This is a genomic window from Arthrobacter sp. D1-29, assembly GCF_054130585.1.
Genome location: NZ_CP096383.1, coordinates 838,358 through 859,379 on the forward strand (window position 1 = coordinate 838,358; position 21,022 = coordinate 859,379).

Sequence of the window (21,022 nt, forward strand, 5' to 3'; positions counted from 1 at the left end):
TTGTACCTTTCGGGAAAGTTGGAGGTTTAGCCTTTGACGGCTGACTGGGTGAGGCTGGCGATGATCCAGCGCTGTGCCACAAGGAAGACGATCAGTGCCGGTGCGATGGCGATGGTGGTTGCTGCCATCACCTGGGCCACGTTGCCTGCGCCGTAGGGGCCGAGCATCAGGACCAGGCCCAGCGGAAGGGTGGCGGTGTCCGTGCTGTTGAGGAAGATGGACGGGGCGAAGTAGGCGTTCCAGCTGCCCAGGAACGTGATGACGCCGAGTGTGCTTACCGCGTTTTTGGCCAGTGGCAGCGCGATCAGCCGGTATGTCTGCCAAGCCGTGGCCCCGTCCATCCTCGCCGCGTCGATGATCTCCTGCGGCAGGCCCAGGAAGAACTGCCGCAGCAGGAACACTCCCAGGGCTCCAGTGATGCCGGGCAGGATCAGGCTGAGCGGGTTGTCCAGCAGGCCGAAGGTCCGCATCAGGAGGAACAACGGGATGATGGTCACCTGTGCCGGCACCATCAGCGAGGACAGCAGGCCCACGAAGATCGAGTTGCGGCCCGGGAAGTTCAACTTGGCGAAGGCGTACCCGGCCATGGGGGCGGTGATGATCATGCCGATGCTGACGGCGATCGCAATCACCGCGCTGTTGAACATGTTCCTCAGGATGGGGACCGGTCCGCTGACCGCGTCCGCGTAATTGGACCAGTCCCACTCGATGGGCAGCCACTGCGGCGGAAGGTCGTACGCCTGGCTGGCGTCCCGGAGCGAGGTGGTGAACATCCACAGGAACGGTGCGATCATCCCGATGGCGCCCAGGACCAGCAGCGCCACCGATACAGTCTTGCCGACGCCGGGGCGGGGCCGCCGCCGTCGTACATCTTTCCCGGAACCTTGGGTTCCGGCACCTGAACGGGACGACAGGATAGTGGCGTTACTCATTGGTCACCCACGACTTCCTAAGGCGGAACTGCACCATGGTCACCAGCATGATGATGACGAACAGCGTGACCGCGATGGCTGAGGCGTAGCCCATGTCGAACTTGTTGAACGCGACTTCGGCGATGTACATCACCACGCTGCGGCTGGCATCGCCCGGGCCGCCCCTGGTGAGCACGATGATCGATTCGTAGATCTGGAACGCGCCGATGATGGTGATGGTGATGTTAAAGAACGTCGCCTGGCTGATCATCGGCAGCACGATACGGCGGAAGACCTGCCACTCGTTCGCGCCGTCCATCCGGGCGGCCTCCACCATGTCCTTGGGGACTTCCTGCAGCGCCGCGACGAAGATCAGCATGGCGAATCCCACGTTCCGCCAGGTGTCCACGATGACCACCGACACCTTGGAGAACTCCGAACTGTTGAGCCAGTCGATCCGTTCCCCGCCCATGGCAGTGAGGTAGTAGTTCAGGATGCCCGTGTCCTTCTGGAACAGCGCCTGCCAGATGATGGACACGTACACCAGCGCCACGAGGTACGGGAAGAAGTACGCGGAGCGGAACACGTAGGTCAGGGCCCGGGGGAGCCGCTGGTTGATCAGCACCGCGAACAGGAGCGCGAACCCGTTGATCAGGACGACGGCGGCGCCCACGTAGAGGACAGTGTTGCCGTACGTCGTGGCCAGGCGCTCGTCCCGGAACATCCGTGCGTAGTTGTCCAACCCGATGAAATTTGGCGCGGTGAGGATGTTGTACTTCGTCAGGCTCAGGTAGAGGGCTGCGACCAGCGGGCCGAGGATAAAAACCAGGAAGCCGATGACCGTGGGGGCCGTGAACAGGTAGCCGGTGAGAGCTTCCCGACGCCGGGCGGTGCTTTGGTGCCCGGGGCGCCCCCCGCGCCCTGAAGGGGGCGCGGGCGGCAACGCGGTTTTGGGGGCAGTCAAGGTCACTGCTGCAACGCCTCCTCAACATCCTTCTGGGCCTTCTCCAGGGAGGAGCCGATGTCCTGGCCGGACATGATCTCGTCCATGGCCCGCATGAACGCCGGATCCAGCACGTTGTAGACGCCCGGGGCCGCTACCGGCTTGGCGTAGGACAGCGAGTTGTAGAACTCTTCGGCGTGCTCGGGCGAGGCCAGGAACTCCGGCGACGAAGCGGCGGTCTTGGTTGACGGAACGGCGGCGCCGGCGTCGGCCCACTTCTTCTGGGTCTGCTGGTCGGTGAGCATCTTGATGAACTCCCAGGACAGCTCCTGGTTCTTGGAGGCCTTGGAGACGGCGAACGCGCCGGCGCCGAAGACGGTGGACTTGGTGGTTCCCTTCGGCCAGGGCAGGATGTCGTAGTCTTCGAATCCGGCCTTTTCGAAGCCGCCGGTGACGAAGTGCCCGGCGCCGGTCATGGCTGCCTTTCCGGCCGGGAACAGCTGGTACGGGTCAGATCCCTTCGGTTGCGGCGAAACCCCGTGCTTGGTGACCAGGTCCCGGACCCAGCCCACTGTTTCCTTGACCTTCCCGTCCCTGAGCTGCGCGGTTTTAAGGTCCTCGCTCATCATCGACGTGCCGTTGGAGTACAGCCACGGGGTGATACCGAAGGAGTAGTACGGCATCACGAACCCGTACACCTTGTCCGCGCCTTCGCCGGTGGTCAGCTTCTTGGAGATCTCCAGGAACTCGTCCCAGGTCCAGTCATCGCCGGGCCGCTCGATGCCGGCAGCCTCGAACATCTTGGTGTTATAGAAGATCACCATGGTGTTGAAGGTGTTGGGCATCAGGTAGGTGGAGCCGTCCTTGCTGAATCCTGCCAGCAGCTTCGGATCGATGTCCTCGCGCAGGGACTTGGCTTCGGGGTCGTTCTTGAGGAAGCCGTCCAGGGGGCTGAAGAGTTCATTGGCGAGGCCTAGTTCCACACCCTCGGTGGCGATGTTTATGACATCCGGGGCCTGCCCGGCCGCAGCCTGGGTGACGAGCTTGTTCACGTACTCGGTCCAAGTGGTGATGGGGGTGAAGTTGTTGTTCACCGTGACGTTCGGATACTTCTCCTTGAACCGTTCGGCCACGCCGTCATACACCGCCTTGTCCCCAGGGTCACCCCAGTTGGAGACGGAGATGGTGGCCGTGACGTCCTTGGCCGGGGCGGTGTAGGGACCGTCTGCCGCTGGTGCTGCCGTTTCGGTGGCACTCCCGCACGCGGTGAGGGCCAGCAGCGCGACGGCTGCCGCCGTGGCGATGGAGGTGCGGACTGTTTTTCTCATGTGATGCTCCTTTGCATGCGGCGCCGGGGAAGGGTGCTCGATGGGATGCGGTGGATTGGTTCGATCTGTTCGGTGTGTCTTGTGGGGTGCGGTTATTCGGTGGGGCGGTCATTCGGTGGTGCGGTCATTCGGTGGAGCGGCGGAACTCGATCTGGGACTCAAGCCGGAGGATTTTGGGAGGAGCGTCAGGGGTTTCGAGGCGCCGCAGGAGCAGGCTCACGGCGCTCTCACCCAGTTGGAAAGCGGGTTGGCGGACGGTGGTGATCTGGGGTTGGAACAGGTCCGAGTAGGTGAAGCCGTCGAACGTGGCGAAGGCCATGGTTCCCGGCACGCGCAACCCTTCGTGCTGCACAGCCCGCAGCGCACCTGCTGCCAGCAGCGTGCTGCAGGCGAGGACCGCCGTCGGACGTTCACCCCGTTCCGCAGCGCGGAGGGCCGCCTGGACGCGGTTAAAAGTGGCAGCCGCGGTGACTGTGCCTTCGCACAGCAGGCCGGCCGGGACCTCCAGCCCCTTTTCGAGCATGGCGGTGTGGAATCCGTCATGGCGCTCGCGGAGGGATGAGACCCGCAGATCGCCGGAAACCAGCAGGATGCGCTGGTGGCCGCGGTCCGTGAGGTGGTCCACCAGGGCTGCCATGGCGGACTGGTTGTTGACGCCCACCTGGTCGATGTGCCCTGCTCCGGCGTCCAGGTCCGCGAGGCGGTCCAGGAGGACCAGGGGCTTCTTCTCCTCGCGGATCCGCTCCAGCAGCACGGGGCTTGAACCCGCTGCCCGCGCGATGATCAGGCCATCCACACGGCGGTCCAGGAGGGCCTCCACGGCTGCGCGTTCCCGGGCGGGATCTTCCGCCGAGTTAGCCAGCAGCAGGGACAGGGAATGCTGTGCCGCGGCTTCCTCCACACCGTGCACCATGTCCGCAAAAGCCGGCTCCCCGGCGTCGGACACCACCAGGCCGATGGAATCGGTCCTGGCCCGGCGCATGGAGCGGGCCAGGACGTCCCGCCGGTAACCGGTGGCCTTCACAGCGCTCATGACGCGCTCTTTGGTCTCCGGTTCAACATGCCTGGTGTCGTTGAGGACGTGGGACACAGTGGACGTCGAAACGCCTGCAAGTGATGCGACATCGACGATGGTTGCCACTGCGACTCCTTCTAGCGAAACGATTGCGCGAACGTTTCGATAGTAGAGACAAACGTTTCGATGTGCAATGGGTCACAAGAGGAAAGTTCTATGGAACCTGCTACTTCGGGGCTCGCGAACAGCGCGAACGTACACTTGGGGCCCCAAAAAGCGGGGTCCCAACTGTTCGTTCGCGCCTGGGGGCGGGGCGGTTTAAATGCGAGGGCCGGTGGAGGAGCGGTATTCGATGGTGGGCGCCAGGCGGACAATCGAGTGTTCGCCCGACTTGTCCGCGATCCTCTTGGTCAGCAGCTCAGCCGCGGTGGCACCCACCTGGAAGGCCGGCTGCCGGACAGTGGTGAGCTGCGGTTCGAACAGGTCCGAAAAGGCAAAGCCGTCAAATGTGGCGAAGGCAATGTCCTGCGGCATCCTCAGGCCCAGCCGCTGGATATGCCGGAGCGACGCGGCGGCCAGCACGGTGCTGCACGCGATGACGGCGGTAGGCGGTTTGGCTGCGGACAGCGCTGCTGCGATCCCGGCGTCGGTCTCTTCAGGTTCGCCCGCGGTGACTGTCAGCAGGTCCGCCTCCGCTATGCCCGCCGTCGTCATAGCCTCCCGGAACGCCTCGTGCCGTTCGTGGAGGGTGGCAACCCTGGTGTCCCCGGCGATGAGCAGGATCCGCCGGTGGCCTTGGGATGCGAGGTGTTCCACCAGTTCCTTGATGGGAGCACGGTTTTCAACACCCACCTGGTCGTATGGGTCATCGGACAGCCGGTCCATCAGCACCAGCGGCGTGTCCTGGTTGGCGAACTCCCTGAGGGCTTCCGGGCCTGAGCCGGCTGCGCGCGCCAGGATGAGTCCGTCCACCCTGCGCTCGAGGAGCGCCTGGACGGCCCGGGCCTCCCGCTGCGGGTCCTCTGCCGAATTGGCGAGCAGCAAGGTGATGCCCTGGCTGGCCGCTGTTTCTTCCACCCCACGGATCATCTCCGCGAAGGCCGGCTCCCCGCCGTCGGACACTATCAGGCCGATGCTGTCTGTGCGGGAGCGGCGCATTGCACGGGCCAGGGCGTCCTGCCGGTAGGAGGTTTCCTCGATGGCTTTCAGGACGCGTTGCCGGGTCTCATCATTTACGTGGCGTGTCCCGTTGAGGACGTGGGAAACGGTGGAAATGGACACGCCCGCAAGCTTGGCCACTTTTACCATCGTCGTCATCGTCGCCGCCCCGGAGAATCGTTTACGCGAACGTTTCGCGCAGCCTCCGCCAGTTTACAGACGCGAGGGGCGCAGAAGGCGCAAGTCCCCGTTCAAAGGCTCGTTGGGTGCCGTTCGGTAGTGTTTGGGGCGTGATGTTCTGTGCTAAAGGGCGCGCTGACAGCCCCAGCTGCAGACGGGCGCGTCGTTTCGCTGCCTGCGGGCCCAGGCAGAGTTTCGCGGGACATGCCGATGACGATGAGCGGGCGCCTTTGAGGATAGTTGGTCTAGGTTCGCGGGTTAGTCCGCATACTTGCGCTGATCACGGCCACCCGGCAAAATCAAACACGCTCAGCGGCCCGCCGCGGGGGGCGCCGGCCGAGGTCGTTGCCGAGCGAGCTCGCTAAAGCCTCGAGGGCCTCGCGCAGCAGCGCCATCCGCTCGTCGCCGATGCGCTCCTCCCACTCGCGTTCTATGTCTGCGATCAGCCGGCGAGCGACACGGATCTGCTCGCGGCCGCGATCCGTGATCACTACAAGCGATGCACGCCGATCGTCGGGGTCGGGCTTGCGCTCGAAGTACCCCCGGGCCTCCAACGCGTCGACCAGGTAGCCCATGGACTGGTTGGTCATGTGGGCGCGTTCGGCCAATACGCCGATGCGTGTGCCGCCGCGCTCGATGTGCTGGAAGACAGGCGAATGCGACGGCGTCAGGTCGTCGAAGCCCTCGTGGGCCAGTCGTTCAAACAGCTCGTCCAGGAACCCGTGCCAGCCGGTTCTCAGCAACACGCCAATGTGGACGCGTCCTTGGCCGGGCTCCATCTTCTGCACCTCGCCCTCGTCATTGTTCATGAGTTCGCTCTTGACGACTGGGAGAGATAGACATACATTCTTTATACCAGAATCTCTGGTATTCAAACTGTCTGGCAAATAGCCTGTCGGCTGGGGCGGCAGCGGAAAGGAACGCACGATGGTCACCATCGACGCCAGGCCTGAACCCACGACCATCGATCCGTCGCGGAGCGCGCTGATCGTCGTCGACATGCAAAACGACTTTGGCTCCGAGGGCGGCATGTTCGACCGTGCCGGCGTCCCCATCGATGGCATTAAAGCTGCCGTGGCGCCGACAGCGCGGGCGATCGCTGCGGCCCGCCGGGCCGGTATCCCGGTCGTCTACCTGAAGATGCAGTTCGAACCGGATCTGTCGGACGCCGGCGGCATCGATGCGCCGAACCTCGTCCTCCACCGTCGCCTCGGGGTAGGCGACACGGTTCCGACGCCGGCCGGCGGCGAGGGCCGTATTTTGGTACGGGACACGTGGGGCACGGACATCGTTGCGGAGCTCGCGCCGCAGGAGGGCGACATCATCGTGCCCAAGCACCGCTTCAGCGGCTTCTTCGAGACCGACCTCGATAAGACGTTGAGGAGCCTCGGGGTAACGTCCTTGGTATTCACGGGGTGCACCACGACGGTCTGCGTCGAGTCGACGCTGCGCGACGCCTTCTTCCGCGACTACCACTGCCTGCTGCTCGAGGACTGCACGGCCGAGCCCATCGGGAGTAACCTGCCGGGCACCAACCGCGACGCGAGCATCCGGGTCATCGAGATCATGTTCGGCTCCGTCTCGGACTCATGGGCGTTTGAGACCGCCCTCCTGCAGCCGGTCTCGGCGTCCGCCTGACCGGACCAAGGGTTCCCGTACGTGCGGACCCGACACGGGAGCTCCTGACGCCCGCACATGACTCCCTCCTTGAGCCTCTTTCCCTCGGGGCGGTGTCCGAGACCGCGCAGGCCATAGAGCCAGACGCGAGCCGTGGGCAGCCGCCAATGAGAGCGATAACTCGGACATCTCGACCGAGACTCGTCGTGACGCCAATGGAACAGGTAGCCGCAGGTCGGCGTGCGCTGAGGCCATCCGGAACTGCCGCAGACAGTGACCTCGAGTTAGCTAGAAAAGATCCTGGCCGAGCTGCCGACCTTGGCTGACTCCAGGGGCGGTGTGGATTGGTCTGTCTTGGTTGACTCGACGGTGAACCGGCCCACCAGCACGGCACCTGACAAGGCGTACTCATCCCGGGCGATCCGACCCACCTGCGGGAACGAGGCATCGCGGCCGTGATCCCGCAACCAGCCGATCAGTTCGGCCACCTGAAACGGCGTCGTTCCGCTGGCGGGAGACTTCCCGTCTTTGACAACTGGGACTAAAGGGCAGAAACGTCGTTTTCCGTTTAACGGAACGTCAACACCTTCAAGCAGTGGCGAGCACTGATCATCCTCACAATCATTGCGATATGCGTTAGGAATGAGGGGCCCATGGCTCAAAGCGCACGATCCTCACAGCCGAATGGAGCAAGATAAGAGAGGCCTGTGGCGCATCGGCCTCCAGGATCTACCTCTGCGGCGGTGAGCTCTTTGCCGGCGTTCCATCGCCGGTAGAAGCTGGGGCAGGGGTTGGTACTGATGCATAGGAACCGCTCGGGCCAGACAGTCTCGACGTCCAGCTGCCAGTCCGAGGGAATCGCGAAACGCTCCACCCGCGAGAGCATGTCGGCAGTGACCCTGTCCTCGGCTGACCGGACCAGAAAATACCCTGTGGCCCCAAGAACCAGGATGACAGCCAGGACCAGCCCGGTTCTGAGCTTCACTGGATCCCCAATCCGCCTCTGTTCGACCAGCCTAGCCCTGGGGCTGCCCCTGGAGTCGTGAGGCTGCGAGCCGCCGAACGGACGGTCAGTCCAGTCTTCCAACCACTGAACTGACCGTCCGCTCACTGGTCTATTTAATGTTGGCTGTCGCCGTAAGGATCGCGTGTCCGTTCGCTACCCGATCAACGTGAAAGGTCCCCCCGGACTTCAGCGGGGTGTGCTTAGCGTCGAAGAACACATAGTCGATCTTCCTATTTTCAACCGTGAAGGCCCCATCGCGAGCCGCTTCTCCGGTCTTGAGCTGGTGCCCCTCCACAAACTTTCCCTGACTGTCGACACCGTACTGGTACATGTTCGACATCGGATCTGTCCCGGGTTGACTATTGAAGTCACCCCCGACGACGACGGCAAAGTTATCGTTAATCCATTTTTTGGTGATCTTCTTGATTTTCTTCGTCTGCTCGGTGCGCACTGGCTCTGAACCAAGCTCCAGGTGCGTCGCGCAGGCCATTACCTTCTTGCCGGCCTTCCGGAAGTCCACGCAGGCCATCCCGAAAGTCTTGCCCTTTTCCTCGTTCACTTTGGCGCCGTAGAAATCAATGTCCTTGGTGTCGCCCTTGCCGGTGTGAACAGCGACAAGGCCCTTCCAGGTCTTCTGCTCTGTGCCGTCCGCCGACTTCGTGCCCTTCTCCGACTCCGGGCAGGTATCCGCTTTTTCATTAGCGGGGGTCAGTGTCTGCCGGTGGAAAGAGAACGTCCATCCGGGGTTGTCCTTCTTGGCTTTTTCGTACCAGGCCTCGCAGACCTCTTCAGCGAGCAGTACATCATTGTCGCCAGCAAGCTTCAGGACATTGTTCCAGCGCTCCTGAATTTGATCGGTGTTGTGCTGGATGACCCGAAGCTTCGTCTCTGCGGCGGCTGCCGGAAGCGCCGTGACGGTTGCTCCGGCACAGAGCACCGCTGTCAGGCCGGCCGCCAAGAGAGCACGCAGGGCCTTAGGTTGATAATTCATCGTTGTCGATCCCTTTCGTTGAATGTGTCCGGGGACGACGAAATTCCCCCAATGAGAGGTGGTAGACACCTCTGACTGAAGATACATCTAACGAATGGAATTATCACGCAGTCGTCGGTGAATCCTGATTGTCCAGAGCCCCGAGTTGTCGGAGCTTCTGCGTTTACTGCTTCGACTGCTTCTGCCTGGGCCGCCGTTTCCGCCGGCGTCGCCGCGAGCCAAGGCCATTGAACGGTGGACGGGGCTGGCCCCGCCGGGGACCAGTCCAGTACCGCCCGCCGATCAGGATGCCGGCGAGAACGCCGTACGCCCACGCATGTGGAAGGGCCATTTGGTTGGTGGCTCCCCCGATGAACGCCAAAGCGAACCAGATGACAGGTATAACGAGGAGGAGTCCGTTTCTGATTTGCAGCGGTGGCGGGAAGCGGAACAGAGCCCAGCCCGCGAAGACAGCACCGACGAGAACAGCCACAGCAGTTACTGTCGGTGACAGCAAAACGAGTTGGGCTGTACCGATTGCGACCAGCACGAGGGAACAGCAGGGGAGTGAGACGGAAGTATGGAGTTTCGACATACGCGTCGAAGGCGAAGGCTGACCGCTTGTGGCAGCTCTGCGGCGGAGTAGCCATTCTCAGTCTCGGCGTCTATCTCACCACCGGGCCGATAAATGACGGTATCGCCGGTTTCGTGGGTGTGCTGTGCTGTGTCTTCGGCCTGGCATCGCTGGCAGGCCTGATTCTCGGAAAACACCGACCAAGTTGAACCCATATCATTTGGTGTAACTAGAGTGGCGAAATGACAGCGCAGATCGAAAATCTACTGGCCTCTTTGAACGAGGAATTGCGATTTGCCAAGGAGGAGCGCGCCACAGGCGCGTCTGATGTGTCACTTCAGTCCGTGGCGAGTTTGCTTCAGCGAGCCGACAAGTTTACAGCTTCGGGTCAGTGGGCAAACGACCAAGAACTTTTGAACGCTGCCGCACATCACATATCGGACTCATGGGGCTTTAGGTCAACGCTGGGTGTGGAGATTCTTGAATTTGTACGAGCGAGCAAGCCGTGAACTGCGAGTCAGAGTCGCTGAAAACCAGTCCGAATGCTTCGTGGCGCAAACGCCAGCCAACTCCGTCGCAGTTCGAGATGCCACACTTTTGCTGTCTTTGAGACGCTGCGGGCGCTGCAGGCCCCCAGGCTGCACACTCTGAAGACAGGCGTGGGCATGAACCGGTCACATGTGACCACGACTTTTGCCGTCGCAGCTTTCCCAACACCCGGCGCAGCGGCGGCAGCGCCGAGGGCTGCGCCGGTGCTGGTGGCGGACGCAAGCAGCTGGTGGTCCAGTTTTTTCAGGATGCCTGCCGGTGTGAGGTTGGGATTTTTGTCGCGCAGCCTCCGGACGTAGGCTGCTGCCGGCGAGGCGTGGGACTTTAGGACAGCGTCCAAGTTTTGACAAGCACTTGGTCGGGCGGCTCGGAGGCGTGCTAGCCGTAATCGGACGCGCCGTTCAGTTCATGATCTTCCACGTGTCTCTCGTCAAACAGCCCAAAGGCTCCCAGCGCGGGCTGGCCCCTGCAAGAAGTATGCCCCACTGATTGGTCGTAGCTACCAGCTATTTTGGTAAAACCCGGAAGGCTCAAGCGGCGTCCTGCGCCGGATCGTGAGAATTGCGTTACCGCTGCGTTACTGCCTGGCGAATTTCGGGACAAAGCAAAGCCCCCACTTCCCTTTGTTTATAAGGGAAGCAGGGGTTTTGCTACTTGGCGGTGACGGTGGGATTTGAACCCACGTTGGCTTTGACACCAAACAACATTTCGAGTGTTGCACCTTCGGCCGCTCGGACACGTCACCAACCCATATAGGCTACCGGAGCATGGCTCGCATCCCCAAAACGGCAGCCTGCCCCGCTGGTGCCTGGCAAGGTTCACAACCGCAAGTACGGGCCACAAGTGTCCGTTCGCGCTGCCTGGCTTTGTCCGTAAAGCCGGGCGGGACTAGATTCATAAGCAAGATGACTAATTCAGGCGAACCAGCGCAGGCAACAGCATATTGGACCACCGGCCCGGAGCATGGCGAACTCCGCACAGAGGAGCTGCCCGCCCCGGGGCCAGGTCAGGCGCTGGTCCGCACCCTCTACTCCGGGATCAGCAAGGGCACCGAGATTGTGGTGCACAAGTGTTCGGTCCCGCCGCGGGTTGCCGAGGAGATGCGCGCCCCGCACCAGGAGGGCTCCTTTCCGTCCCCCGTGAAGTTCGGCTACCTGTCGGTGGGCGTGGTGGAGCAGGGGCCCGGGGACTGGGTGGGCCAGAAGGTGTTCTGCCTGAACCCGCACCAGGACCGGTACGTTATCGCCACCGATGCCCTGACCAGGATCCCCGACGGCGTTCCCGCCCGCCGCGCTGTCCTCACCGGCACTGTGGAAACTGCCGTGAATGCCCTCTGGGAGGCCGGCCCCCGGCTGGGGGACCGGATCGCCGTCGTCGGCGCCGGCCTGGTGGGCGGCATGGTGGCCACCCTCCTTCGCACCTTTCCGCTGTCCCGCCTCCAGCTGGTGGACCTGGATCCTGAGCGGAAACACCTTTCTGACCGGCTCGGGGTGGAGTTCGCCCACCCGGATGACGCCCTGGCCGACTGCGACATCGTGTTCCACTGCTCGGCATCCCAGGAGGGCCTGGAACGCAGCATGCAGCTGGCCGGCGACGAAGGCGACATCATCGAGATGTCCTGGTACGCCAACCGCGAGGTCACCGTGCCCCTCGGCGAGGACTTCCACGCCCGCCGGCTGTCCATCCGCGCCAGCCAGGTGGGGGTAGTGTCCCGCGCCCGGCGCCACCGGCGGACTACCGCCGACCGGCTGGACCTCGCCGTCGGGCTGCTCCAAGACCCGGTGTTCGACGCATTTATTACCGGCACTTCACCTTTCGCGGAACTGCCGGACGTGGTGCAGAGCCTGACCGACGGCAAGCTGGAAGCCCTGTGCCACGTGATCGAATACCCTGGCGCCGGAGACCCCCAGCAGAACACAGACTCCGCACAAGCCACTGACCCCGAAGACAAGAGGTAGCCCATGTTCAGCCTGACCGTCCGTCGCCACTTTATGATTGCCCACAGCCTCCCGCGTGAAGCTTTCGGCCCGGCCCAGGCCCTGCACGGGGCAACTTTCGTGGCCGAGGTGGCCTTCCGCCGTCGGGCCCTGAACCAGGACGCGATCGTGCTGGACATCGGGGCGGCCGGCACCATCATCGAGGGGGTGCTGGCAGGGCTGAACTACCGCAACCTGGACGAGCATCCTCATTTCGACGGCAAACTCACCACCACCGAGGCGCTCGCGGAGTACATCGCCCAGTCCGTCGCTGCACAGCTTAAAGGCGACGACGACGGCCGCGAGCTGGCCGGGATTGACGTCACCCTGCGCGAAAACCCGGATGCCTGGGCAACCTACACCCTGGACATGGCCGGCTGACACCATGCTCAGCCTCCGTCTCCTGGTGCCCGCCAACATCCGTCACCACTCCGGCGGCAACGCCTACAACGCCCGGCTCGTTCAAGGGCTAAGGACGCTGGGTGCCCGGGTTGAGGTGCTGGCGGTGGAGGGCTCCTGGCCGGCCGCCAGTGCAAAGGAACGACGGCGGCTGGGGAGCCTTTTGGGTACCTGGGAGACTTCCGCGGAAACCACTTCTGGAACGGTCACCATGGTGGACGGACTCATCGCCTTGGGCGCACCGGACGAACTCGAGTATGCAGCCGCGGCCCGAAGGCCGGCATGGGTTCTGCTCCACATGCCGTCCGCAGGCCATCCGGAGAGCGAGGCACGCGGCCTGCGTGCAGCGGCCGGGGTGATCAGCACCAGCAGTTCCACCGCTGCCGCCATCAGGTCTCTGCACGGATTGGCGGAAAGCTACGTTGCATTGCCCGGAACGGAACCGGCGCCCGTTGCTAAAGGCTCGGACCCGCCGCACATCATTGTGGTGGCGGCGCTCTTGGCCAACAAGGACCAGCTGTTGACTGTGGAGGCCCTGGCGAGGCTTCAGGATCTGGCCTGGACGGCGTCGTTTGTGGGTTCCGACAGCGCCGACCCGGAGTACGCGGAGCTGGTCCGCGCCGCCATCGCTGCCCGCGGGCTCCAAGACCGGGTACGGATCACAGGCCAGCTGACGGGAGAGGCGCTGGAGGACGAATGGAACCGGGCTGACCTGAGCCTGCTGGTGTCCCGGGCCGAAGCCTTCGGGATGGTGGTCACAGAATCACTTGCCCGCGGCATACCCGTCATTGTTCGGGAGGGAACAGGCGCCATGGAGGCGCTGACGCTCGCCGCCCGCGCTGTAGGGCACACCAATGGCGCGGGCGCCGCACTGCCCGACGGCGCACTGCCCGGTGCCGCCGTCGGCCCGCCCAGCTCCCCGGACCTCCAGACGCTGGAACCCGGTACGCTGACGGCCACGAATCCGGAGCCTCTGGCCGCGGGCCTCCGGGAGTGGCTGGAGGAACCGGGGCTCCGCGCCGCCTGGCGGGCAGCCGCGCTTGCCTCCCGTGAACGGTTGCCAGGGTGGGAAGCCACGGCCCGGACGGTGCTGGAAATCGTAGCGGCACCCCGGGAGGATTGACGCTGCCTACAGCCGGGTGCGGTGTCTGGCGAAGAATTCCCTGAGCAGCGCGCCGCATTCGTCTTCCCGGACACCCGCGTAAACCTCCACCCAATGGTTGAGGCGGCGCTCCCGGAGCACATCAAACACCGAGCCTGCCGCGCCCGCCTTCTCATCCCACGCGCCAAAAACCACCCGGGGGATCCGGGCCAACACCACAGCACCTGCGCACATGGCGCATGGCTCCAGGGTGACCACCAGAGTGCAGTCCGCCAGCCGCCAGCCGTCCCCGGTACCGCCGTCGTGCAGGGCAAGCTCCCGCAGCCGCTCAGCCGCCTGGCGAATAGCGACGATCTCGGCATGTGCGGTGGGGTCTCCCAGGGCCTCCCGCTGGTTCCGTCCCGAACCCAGCACCGCGCCGTCGGGACCTATCACCACCGCACCAATGGGCACATCGTTGGTGGCGAGTGCCCGCCTGGCCTCGGCCAGGGCAAGGCCCATCCACTCGCCGTGTTTCTTTTGTGCGGGGACCATGGCTCAATGATAGTTTCGAAGGATATCCAGCCTTGCAAGCACTTACGTCGGGAGGCACCGTGGACACCCTCAAAGACCGCTTTGCACTATGGGTTTTGCCGTACGCTGCCTTGTGGATCACGCTTCTGGTGGGTGGCGCCCTGGTGGTCACTTTGGCCTTGCTGGGTGCCGAGGTATACGCCAACGTGGTGGACGATGAGGGCCTGGCCTCCCTGGACCTGCCCGCCCTGGAACTGTCCCAGCAACTGCGCACTTCGGATCTGAACGCGGGCGTAACGGCCTTCACCAACGTTGGCGGCGGAATCGGGATGCCCATCGTGGCAAGCGTCCTGACGGCCTGGCTGACCTTCCTGAGCCGGACCTGGCGGCCCATCATCCTGGTGGGCGGCGCTGCAGCAGTGTCCACCCTGGCTACGACGGCGGGCAAGCGGCTGGTGGGGCGGACCCGCCCGGACCATTCGGAGGCTGTCCCACCCTACGAAACCTCACCGTCCTTCCCCAGCGGGCACACGCTGAACACCACAGTGGTCATCGGAGTCCTGGTGTACATCATGTGCCTGCAGTTTGAGGTCCTGTGGGTGCGCATCACGGCCATCACTGCCGGTGCACTGTTCATCATTGCCATGGGCCTCAGCCGGGTCTTCCTGGGCCATCACTGGATGACCGATGTCCTGGCCGCCTGGTTCCTCGGGCTTGCCTGGATGGCGCTGGTGATCCTGGCACACCGGCTGTTCCACCTGACACGGAAACGCGAGCATGCCGGCCCCGCACCCACGTTCGAACACCCCGCCCTCCGTGAGGACCACAGCGAGGACCACCGTGAGGATCAGCCCGCCGTGGAAGGGGCGGAGGAGCGCGGCGCAGGCACCGGTTCTCCCGGTAAAGGCTCTTCTGCCGGGTGATAGTTTTGACCAATGCGCACTCTCGTTGTGGACCACCCGCTGGTCGCCCATAAGCTCACTGTCCTGCGGGACAAGAACACACCGTCCCCTGTTTTCCGGCAGCTGACGGAAGAGCTGGTGACACTCCTCGCGTACGAGGCCACCCGTGAAGTCCGCACCCAGCCCGTGACCATTGAGACGCCGGTCAGCACCGCGGTGGGCACCGCGTTTACCAAGCCGACGCCGCTGGTGGTCCCCATCCTCCGCGCCGGCCTGGGCATGCTGGAGGGCATGACCAAACTGGTTCCCACGGCTGAAGTGGGATTCCTGGGCATGGCCAGGGACGAGGAAACCCTGGACATCATCACTTACGCCGAGCGGCTCCCGGAGAATCTCACGGACCGGCAGATCTTTGTGCTTGATCCCATGCTGGCCACAGGCGGAACCCTGCGCGAGGCCATCAAGTTCCTGTTCAAGCGCGGCGCCTCGGACGTCACCTGCATCTGCCTCCTCGCCGCCCCGGAAGGCCTGGCGAAGCTGGAAGAGGAACTTTCCGACGCCAACGTGACCATTGTCCTGGCTTCCATAGACGAAAAGCTGAACGAGAAGTCCTACATCGTCCCGGGCCTCGGAGACGCGGGGGACCGGCTGTACGGCATCGCCGGCTAGCTTTCGGCTGGCCGCCGCGCGCAGGTAGGGCAGGATTGAGGCATGAGCCTTCCCACGCCTGCCGATACCCGCACCCTCACCTGCCGCGCCGTGCTGTTTGATATGGACGGGACATTGGTGGATTCGACCGCCATTGTGGAACAGGTGTGGAGTGAGTTCGCCGCCCGCTACGGGCTGGACTTTGCCGAGATCCTGCGAACCTCCCACGGCGTCCAGGCAGGCGACACGGTGCGGCGCTTCGCCCCGGCAGGGGCGGACGTCGTGGCCCTCACCGCCGAACTCGGCGCTGCCGAACGTGTCCGCACCGCAGGCATTGTCGCTTTGCCCGGAGCCGCCGAGCTGCTGCGGACCCTCCCGGGCGACGCCGTTGCGCTGGTGACCTCTGCCGACCGTATCCTGGCGGACATCCGCATGGAGGCTGCCGGCCTGGCCATGCCCGCCACCGCCGTTACGGCCGAGCTGGTAACCAGGGGCAAGCCGCATCCTGAGGGCTACCTGCAGGCAGCGGGACTCCTGAGGGTGGAACCGGCGCACGCGCTGGTGTTCGAGGATGCGCCTGCCGGTATTGCTGCCGGGCTGGCTGCCGGTATCCGCACGGTGGCGGTGGGTCCGAATACCGGTTTGCTGCCGGACGGCGTGCTGCACATTTCCGACTACAGCGACGTTTCGGTTGCGGTGGAAACAGATTCAGCGGGCGCGAGGGTCATTTCTTTCCGGCTTTGAGGTCGGACACCACCTTGGCGATCCGGCGGGCCCTGGTTTCCGCGGTCTTCGCTTCGGCCAGCGGCTCAACGTACCGCCGCTGGGTGCTGTAGTTCAGCGTGGCATAGAACGCCTGTGCGTCAGGCTCGGCAGCGAGGGCGGCGGCAAGATCGTCCGGAACCTCAATGACGCGGGGCTGCGTATCCAGCTCAACGTCCACATCAACGGTGTCGCCTGCCGAAACGCCGGTGAGTTCCCGGTTGGCTGTGCTCACCCCAACCATGTTCTGCCCGCCCATGACGGCGATGCTGCTGCGGTAGCTTTGGCCGTTGATGGTCACCACCACCGGCGGCTTCCTGCCGGCTCCCAGCGCGGAGACAACTTCCTCCGGAACCTCAATGCCCGCCTTGTTGCCGCTGCCCAGGATGGTGGTGGTGAATTTCATGGTCCCAGTATCCCGCCCCGGCTTTGCCGGTCAACAGAGGCGCACTTGTCGTGAGCCGCGGGCCAAAACCCGCAGGTTGCCTAGTACCAGTTATTCGACAGGTGGAAGTTCAGGGCACCACACGGTGACTGGTAGCGCTCCTGGATGTAGTTCAGGCCCCAGTTGATCTGCGTGCGGTAGTTGGTGAGGTAGTCCGCACCGGCGGTGGCCATTTTCTCGGCGGGCAGTGACTGGACGATGCCGTACGCGCCGCTGCTCGGGTTCATCGCCGTGGTGGTCCAGTCGGACTCCTTGGTCCAGAGCGTCTTGAGGCACTGCATCTGGTCAGGGGCCCAGCCATAGGATCCCAGCTGGCTGGCAGCGTAGGCCTGGGCTCCCGCGGGATCATTGACGGCGACAACCGGAGCAGGCTCCGGGGCCGGGGCGGGTGCTGGTGCCGGGGCGGGTGCCGGTGCGGGCTCGGGAGCAGGCGCTGGTGCCGGCTCGGGTGCCGGCGGAGCAACCTCGGCCGGAGCGGGAGCGGGCGGCGCCTGGACCTCGGTCTTCTCGACGCTCAAATCGGAGTCGGCGGGGGCTGCGGGGGAGGACTGTGACTCGACGGCCGACACCCGGGTGATGGATTCGGACGCCTGGCCGGCGGCGCCGACTCCCACCAGCAATGCACCGGCGGTGACAAGAACGGCTGTGCGCTTGCCGAGGGAGGGTATTTTTGCCAGCCTGGACATGGTGGCGGCGGGCCAGGCTGCCACCGTCAGGCGGAGCTTGTGACGGCCGTGGGATTCGGACTGCCCGGTTTTAGGGCGTGGTTCTACCTTGAATTCAGACATGATGGATCGCCTCTCACACCTGCGGAGTTAGCTGTCGGGTTCGGATGAGGGCATCCGGCCACACGGAAAATCACGTGCTGGCTTAACCCCAAGGGCATTCACTGCCCGGGACTGTGGGTCCCCCGCCTCTGCCTGGTCAAGAAGAATCCGGGAAGCGGCAGAGCTTGGCGTCATCCGGAATATACGGCCCGAACGGGAACCGCACCCCATCGACGGTACAGGAGACTGCCGCTTAAGTCACATTTAGGTAACAGAGATCACGACGGCGGTGTGTTGGCTTGCGCTTAACGGGCAATGATGGGCAGTCGCAAAGCGAACTCGGTGAAGCCGGGCTGTGACCTTACCGTTACCGTGCCGCCGTGCGCCTCCACGATGGACTGGACTATCGCCAGGCCCAGGCCGCTGGTTCCTTCCGAGGCCCGGGGACCTGATCCAGGTGCCTTGCCCGCCCGGGAAGCGTCTGCGCGGGCGAAGCGGGAGAAAACCTGGTCCAGGAACTCCGGCGGGATGCCGCCGCCGTCGTCCGTTACGGTTACCACCGCGCTGCCCTCCGGCGACGTCGTGACCCCGGTGATAACAGTGGTGCCGGGGGCCGTGTGCTTGCGGGCATTGGAAAGCAGGTTCACCAGCACCTGGCGAAGCTTCGGCGCGTCGCCGTTGACCAGCACCGGCTCGTCGGGGAGTTCCAGGCGCCAGTTGTGGGTGGGGGCGATGACCTTCTCGTCGCTGACGGTCTCGATGACCAGCTGCGTGAGGTCAACTTCGGCGAGCTTCAGGGGCTGGCCTTCGTCCAGCCTGGCGAGCAGGAGCAGGTCCTCCACCAGGGTGGTCATCCGTTCCGACTGGCTCTGGACCCGGGCCAGCGACTTCTGGCCGTCCGGAGTGAAATCCTCGGTCATCCGCATCAGTTCGGTGTAGCCGCGGATGGCAGTCAGCGGGGTGCGGAGTTCATGTGAGGCATCGGCGACGAACTGCCGCACTTTGGTCTCGCTCTGCTGCCTGGCCTCCAGTGCCCGGGCTACGTTGTCCAGCATGAGGTTGAGGGCGTGCCCCACGCTGCCCACTTCAGTCCGGGGATTGGCGTTCGACGGCGGCACCCGCACCGCGAGGGCTACCTCGCCGGCGTCGAGGGGAAGCCGGGAAACGCGGGTGGCAACCTCGGACAGCTGTTCCAGCGGTTGCATCGTGCGCCGGATCAGCACGGTTCCCGCCAGTCCGATCAGGACCAGGCCGCCCAGGGAGACAAAGACAAAGGTCCACACCAGTGAGGACATGGTGCTTTCCTTACTGGCAAGGGGGAGTCCCGTGACCAGCACGTCCCCGTACGAGGTTTCCTCAGCCAACAGCCTGTAGTTGCCGTTGGACAACGTCCGGTCCACCGGATTGCCGTTGCGTGCCAGATCCAGCAGGATCTCTTTGTCTCGGGTGGTGAGTGGTGCGCGCGTGGTGTCTGAGGCGAGGAAGCCGGCACTGTTGACCTGCCCGCCGAGGATGCGGGCATTGAGAGTGCCAACGCTCTGTCCCCGGGCGTCAAGGGGATCACGCCCGCCATTGAACCCGCCCAGCGGCGGCCTGCCGGGAGCGTTGGAGCGTTCCGCCGCCTGGCTGAGCTGGTCATCGAGCTGGCGTGTGAGGAATGAATCCATGGACGCGTAGGTGAACAGCCCCACGGCGCCACAGATGGCAATCAGAAGCGCCATGGCCAGCGCAACCAGCCGCGTGCGCAGGTGCCACGTGCCGGGCCTCAGCCAGTTGCGCTCGTCCTTGGGCGCCGCGGCCGGCAAGGAGGAGGGGGACGAGGGGGAGGAGGGGGACAAGGGCGAGGACGAGGACAAGGCCACCGCCTAGTCCGCCGGCTTGATCACATAGCCGGCCCCGCGCACGGTGTGGATCATGGGCGGGTGCACGGCATCCACCTTCTTGCGGAGGTAGGAGATGTAGAGCTCCACGATGTTGGCCTGCCCGCCGAAGTCGTAGTCCCAAACCCTGTCAAGGATCTGGGCCTTGCTGATGACGCGCTTGGGGTTTTCCATGAGGTAACGCAGAAGCTCGAATTGTGTGGCCGTGAGGTGTAGTTCGTCCCCGGCCCGGGTCACCTCGCGGGTGTCCACGTTCAGGACGAGGTCGCCCACCACTAGTTCGGCAGTGTCCATCGCCGCAACCCCGGAGCGCTGCACCAGCCGGTGCAGCCTGAGCAGGACTTCTTCCATGCTGAAGGGTTTGGTGACGTAGTCATCCCCGCCTGCAGCCAGACCTAGGATCCGGTCCTGGACAGCATCCTTGGCTGTCAGGAAAAGCGCAGGCACCTCCGGCGCGAAGGCGCGGATCCTGCCGAGCAGCTCGACGCCGTCGAAACCCGGCAGCATCACGTCCAGCACCAGCACGTCCGGCCGGAACTCCTTGGCGAGCTTGATGGCCTCAGGGCCGTCCGCGGCGACGGCCACAGACCAGCCCGCCATGCGCAGCCCCATGCTCATGAGCTCGGAGAGGCTGGGTTCGTCGTCCACCACCAAGGCGCGGATGGGTGAGCCGTCCGGGTGGGTGAGCTGGGGAAGATTGTTGGTCATGGAGTGCGAAGTGGCCATGGGACAACTCTCCGGTCTCGGGGTTAGCCCGCGCTTTGGGGTTCCTGTGCGCTGGCTGTGAATCCCAGCCTAGCGAGCCGGATGGCAGGAGGGCCCGGAGCCATGTTTCCAGCGCCTGCCGGCTTCCTCAGGAGGGTGCTGGCCGGCGTTCCGCGGGGGCGGCCAGGGCCGGAAATCACGGCGCGGGCGGGAGGGCGATGGTGTTGGGGCAAACTTTTTTTGTCCAGATTTCGCCACGGCTGGACATGGTGGGGAAAGCGGGGTGGTAATTTCAGCAAATCCTCGGGCAATGAATCGTTTCTGATTTTTCCCGGTGTTTATCGAATAAAATTTCCCAAAGAGGGTTTTTTGACCGTCCGTTCGGGATAACATCTGTTATTTTATTCGCTCTTTAGAATCGTGATGTGGAACACATTGGTGCATTTTGTCTCAGTATGTGGAACATCCCGTCCATTGTTACTTGCAAGTTCGTATTGTTACGTTGCACACTTCTAAATGTGAACAAGTACTCAACAGCACCTGCAGACGCAGATTATTGGCCCGGCACACCCGCTGCTGTCAACATGCGCTGTTGTCGAATGCACGCCTGACCTTCATATCCCCAGAAGTTCTTAGGCATTCGCCCCCCAGCCCAGCGTCGGGCGCCCTCCC

At 64.0% G+C, this 21,022-nt stretch carries 24 protein-coding genes, 1 tRNA gene, 1 pseudogene and 1 riboswitch; of the genes and pseudogenes, 11 read left to right on the forward strand and 15 right to left on the reverse strand.

Going from position 1 to position 21,022, the window contains the following annotated elements:
* Nucleotides 1-26 precede the first annotated feature (26 nt).
* The 6 genes from M1E17_RS03985 to M1E17_RS04010 all read right to left on the reverse strand — a co-directional run bounded on the left by M1E17_RS03985 (nt 27) and on the right by M1E17_RS04010 (nt 6,344).
* Nucleotides 27-932, reverse strand: a complete 906-nt coding sequence (locus M1E17_RS03985) for a carbohydrate ABC transporter permease (RefSeq protein ID WP_457965607.1) — start codon at nt 930-932, stop codon at nt 27-29.
* On the reverse strand, nt 925-1,881 hold the full coding sequence (locus M1E17_RS03990; RefSeq protein ID WP_457965608.1) for a carbohydrate ABC transporter permease: 957 nt from the start codon (nt 1,879-1,881) through the stop codon (nt 925-927). The genes M1E17_RS03985 and M1E17_RS03990 overlap by 8 nt, the downstream gene beginning before the upstream one ends.
* On the reverse strand, nt 1,878-3,182 hold the full coding sequence (locus M1E17_RS03995; protein ID WP_457965609.1) for an ABC transporter substrate-binding protein: 1,305 nt from the start codon (nt 3,180-3,182) through the stop codon (nt 1,878-1,880). Before M1E17_RS03995 ends, M1E17_RS03990 begins: the two co-directional genes overlap by 4 nt.
* A gap of 124 nt (nt 3,183-3,306) precedes the next feature.
* A complete protein-coding gene (locus M1E17_RS04000) occupies nt 3,307-4,323 on the reverse strand; it encodes a LacI family DNA-binding transcriptional regulator (RefSeq protein WP_457965610.1) in 1,017 nt (338 codons plus the stop codon).
* Nucleotides 4,324-4,515: 192 nt separating this feature from the next.
* A complete protein-coding gene (locus M1E17_RS04005) occupies nt 4,516-5,514 on the reverse strand; it encodes a LacI family DNA-binding transcriptional regulator (protein ID WP_457965611.1) in 999 nt (332 codons plus the stop codon).
* Between the two features lie 320 nt (nt 5,515-5,834).
* A complete protein-coding gene (locus tag M1E17_RS04010) occupies nt 5,835-6,344 on the reverse strand; it encodes a MarR family winged helix-turn-helix transcriptional regulator (protein ID WP_457965613.1) in 510 nt (169 codons plus the stop codon).
* A gap of 118 nt (nt 6,345-6,462) precedes the next feature.
* Between M1E17_RS04010 and M1E17_RS04015 the strand changes: the two genes are divergently transcribed.
* The gene (locus M1E17_RS04015; RefSeq protein WP_457965615.1) at nt 6,463-7,173 is read left to right on the forward strand and encodes a cysteine hydrolase; all 711 of its coding nucleotides are present in this window, start codon (nt 6,463-6,465) and stop codon (nt 7,171-7,173) included.
* A 354-nt stretch (nt 7,174-7,527) separates the two neighbouring features.
* Nucleotides 7,528-7,760 (forward strand): annotated as a pseudogene (locus tag M1E17_RS04020) (IS5/IS1182 family transposase); the annotation flags it as partial.
* 50 nt (nt 7,761-7,810) lie between these two features.
* Here the strand turns inward: M1E17_RS04020 and M1E17_RS04025 are convergent.
* The 3 genes from M1E17_RS04025 to M1E17_RS04035 form a co-directional block, all read right to left on the reverse strand.
* Nucleotides 7,811-8,137 carry a hypothetical protein gene (locus M1E17_RS04025; RefSeq protein WP_457965616.1) on the reverse strand — a complete coding sequence of 109 codons (327 nt, stop codon included), beginning with the start codon at nt 8,135-8,137 and terminating at the stop codon, nt 7,811-7,813.
* A gap of 130 nt (nt 8,138-8,267) precedes the next feature.
* Nucleotides 8,268-9,149 carry a hypothetical protein gene (locus M1E17_RS04030; RefSeq protein ID WP_457965618.1) on the reverse strand — a complete coding sequence of 294 codons (882 nt, stop codon included), beginning with the start codon at nt 9,147-9,149 and terminating at the stop codon, nt 8,268-8,270.
* A 163-nt stretch (nt 9,150-9,312) separates the two neighbouring features.
* Entirely contained in the window at nt 9,313-9,621 is a 309-nt protein-coding gene (locus M1E17_RS04035) for a hypothetical protein (protein ID WP_457965619.1), read from the reverse strand.
* A 74-nt stretch (nt 9,622-9,695) separates the two neighbouring features.
* Between M1E17_RS04035 and M1E17_RS04040 the strand changes: the two genes are divergently transcribed.
* Nucleotides 9,696-9,911: a hypothetical protein gene (locus M1E17_RS04040; RefSeq protein ID WP_457965621.1), complete on the forward strand. Its 216-nt coding sequence runs from the start codon at nt 9,696-9,698 to the stop codon at nt 9,909-9,911.
* Between the two features lie 33 nt (nt 9,912-9,944).
* Nucleotides 9,945-10,211, forward strand: a complete 267-nt coding sequence (locus tag M1E17_RS04045) for a hypothetical protein (RefSeq protein WP_457965623.1) — start codon at nt 9,945-9,947, stop codon at nt 10,209-10,211.
* Between the two features lie 695 nt (nt 10,212-10,906).
* On the opposite strand, the gene M1E17_RS04050 is transcribed toward M1E17_RS04045, so the two are convergent.
* A tRNA-Ser gene (locus tag M1E17_RS04050) sits at nt 10,907-10,996 on the reverse strand.
* A 160-nt stretch (nt 10,997-11,156) separates the two neighbouring features.
* Between M1E17_RS04050 and M1E17_RS04055 the strand changes: the two genes are divergently transcribed.
* The 3 genes from M1E17_RS04055 to M1E17_RS04065 are packed head-to-tail and all read left to right on the forward strand — an operon-like array spanning nt 11,157 to nt 13,749.
* Nucleotides 11,157-12,209: a dehydrogenase gene (locus M1E17_RS04055; RefSeq protein WP_457965625.1), complete on the forward strand. Its 1,053-nt coding sequence runs from the start codon at nt 11,157-11,159 to the stop codon at nt 12,207-12,209.
* 3 nt (nt 12,210-12,212) lie between these two features.
* Nucleotides 12,213-12,608: a 6-pyruvoyl trahydropterin synthase family protein gene (locus M1E17_RS04060; protein WP_457965626.1), complete on the forward strand. Its 396-nt coding sequence runs from the start codon at nt 12,213-12,215 to the stop codon at nt 12,606-12,608.
* A 4-nt stretch (nt 12,609-12,612) separates the two neighbouring features.
* Nucleotides 12,613-13,749, forward strand: coding sequence for a glycosyltransferase family 4 protein (locus M1E17_RS04065; RefSeq protein WP_457965627.1), 1,137 nt, complete (start codon nt 12,613-12,615; stop codon nt 13,747-13,749).
* A 6-nt stretch (nt 13,750-13,755) separates the two neighbouring features.
* Here the strand turns inward: M1E17_RS04065 and tadA are convergent, their stop codons facing one another.
* Entirely contained in the window at nt 13,756-14,262 is a 507-nt protein-coding gene (gene tadA / locus M1E17_RS04070; RefSeq protein ID WP_457965629.1) for a tRNA adenosine(34) deaminase TadA, read from the reverse strand.
* A 32-nt stretch (nt 14,263-14,294) separates the two neighbouring features.
* On the opposite strand from tadA, the gene M1E17_RS04075 reads away from it, so the two are divergent.
* Genes M1E17_RS04075 through M1E17_RS04085 form a run of 3 tightly spaced genes read left to right on the forward strand, consistent with a single transcriptional unit; the run spans nt 14,295 to nt 16,535 of the window.
* A complete protein-coding gene (locus M1E17_RS04075; protein ID WP_457965631.1) occupies nt 14,295-15,164 on the forward strand; it encodes a phosphatase PAP2 family protein in 870 nt (289 codons plus the stop codon).
* A 12-nt stretch (nt 15,165-15,176) separates the two neighbouring features.
* A complete protein-coding gene (upp, locus tag M1E17_RS04080; protein WP_457965633.1) occupies nt 15,177-15,812 on the forward strand; it encodes a uracil phosphoribosyltransferase in 636 nt (211 codons plus the stop codon).
* A gap of 42 nt (nt 15,813-15,854) precedes the next feature.
* A complete protein-coding gene (locus M1E17_RS04085) occupies nt 15,855-16,535 on the forward strand; it encodes an HAD-IA family hydrolase (protein WP_457965634.1) in 681 nt (226 codons plus the stop codon).
* Here the strand turns inward: M1E17_RS04085 and M1E17_RS04090 are convergent.
* From M1E17_RS04090 to M1E17_RS04100, 3 genes are all read right to left on the reverse strand, one after another.
* A complete protein-coding gene (locus M1E17_RS04090) occupies nt 16,516-16,959 on the reverse strand; it encodes a YdeI/OmpD-associated family protein (protein WP_457965636.1) in 444 nt (147 codons plus the stop codon). The two genes, M1E17_RS04085 and M1E17_RS04090, sit on opposite strands and share 20 nt — an antisense overlap.
* Nucleotides 16,960-17,039: 80 nt before the next feature.
* Entirely contained in the window at nt 17,040-17,786 is a 747-nt protein-coding gene (locus M1E17_RS04095; RefSeq protein ID WP_457965638.1) for an aggregation-promoting factor C-terminal-like domain-containing protein, read from the reverse strand.
* 5 nt (nt 17,787-17,791) lie between these two features.
* Nucleotides 17,792-17,949, reverse strand: a riboswitch (cyclic di-AMP (ydaO/yuaA leader).
* Nucleotides 17,950-18,070: 121 nt separating this feature from the next.
* The gene (locus M1E17_RS04100; protein ID WP_457965639.1) at nt 18,071-19,486 is read right to left on the reverse strand and encodes a sensor histidine kinase; all 1,416 of its coding nucleotides are present in this window, start codon (nt 19,484-19,486) and stop codon (nt 18,071-18,073) included.
* On the opposite strand from M1E17_RS04100, the gene M1E17_RS04105 reads away from it, so the two are divergent.
* On the forward strand, nt 19,467-19,634 hold the full coding sequence (locus tag M1E17_RS04105) for a hypothetical protein (protein WP_457965640.1): 168 nt from the start codon (nt 19,467-19,469) through the stop codon (nt 19,632-19,634). The two genes, M1E17_RS04100 and M1E17_RS04105, sit on opposite strands and share 20 nt — an antisense overlap.
* Here the strand turns inward: M1E17_RS04105 and M1E17_RS04110 are convergent.
* Nucleotides 19,631-20,371 (reverse strand): response regulator transcription factor, encoded by a 741-nt coding sequence (locus tag M1E17_RS04110; protein ID WP_457965641.1) that lies wholly within the window; start codon nt 20,369-20,371, stop codon nt 19,631-19,633. The two genes, M1E17_RS04105 and M1E17_RS04110, sit on opposite strands and share 4 nt — an antisense overlap.
* Between the last annotated feature and the right edge of the window lie 651 nt (nt 20,372-21,022).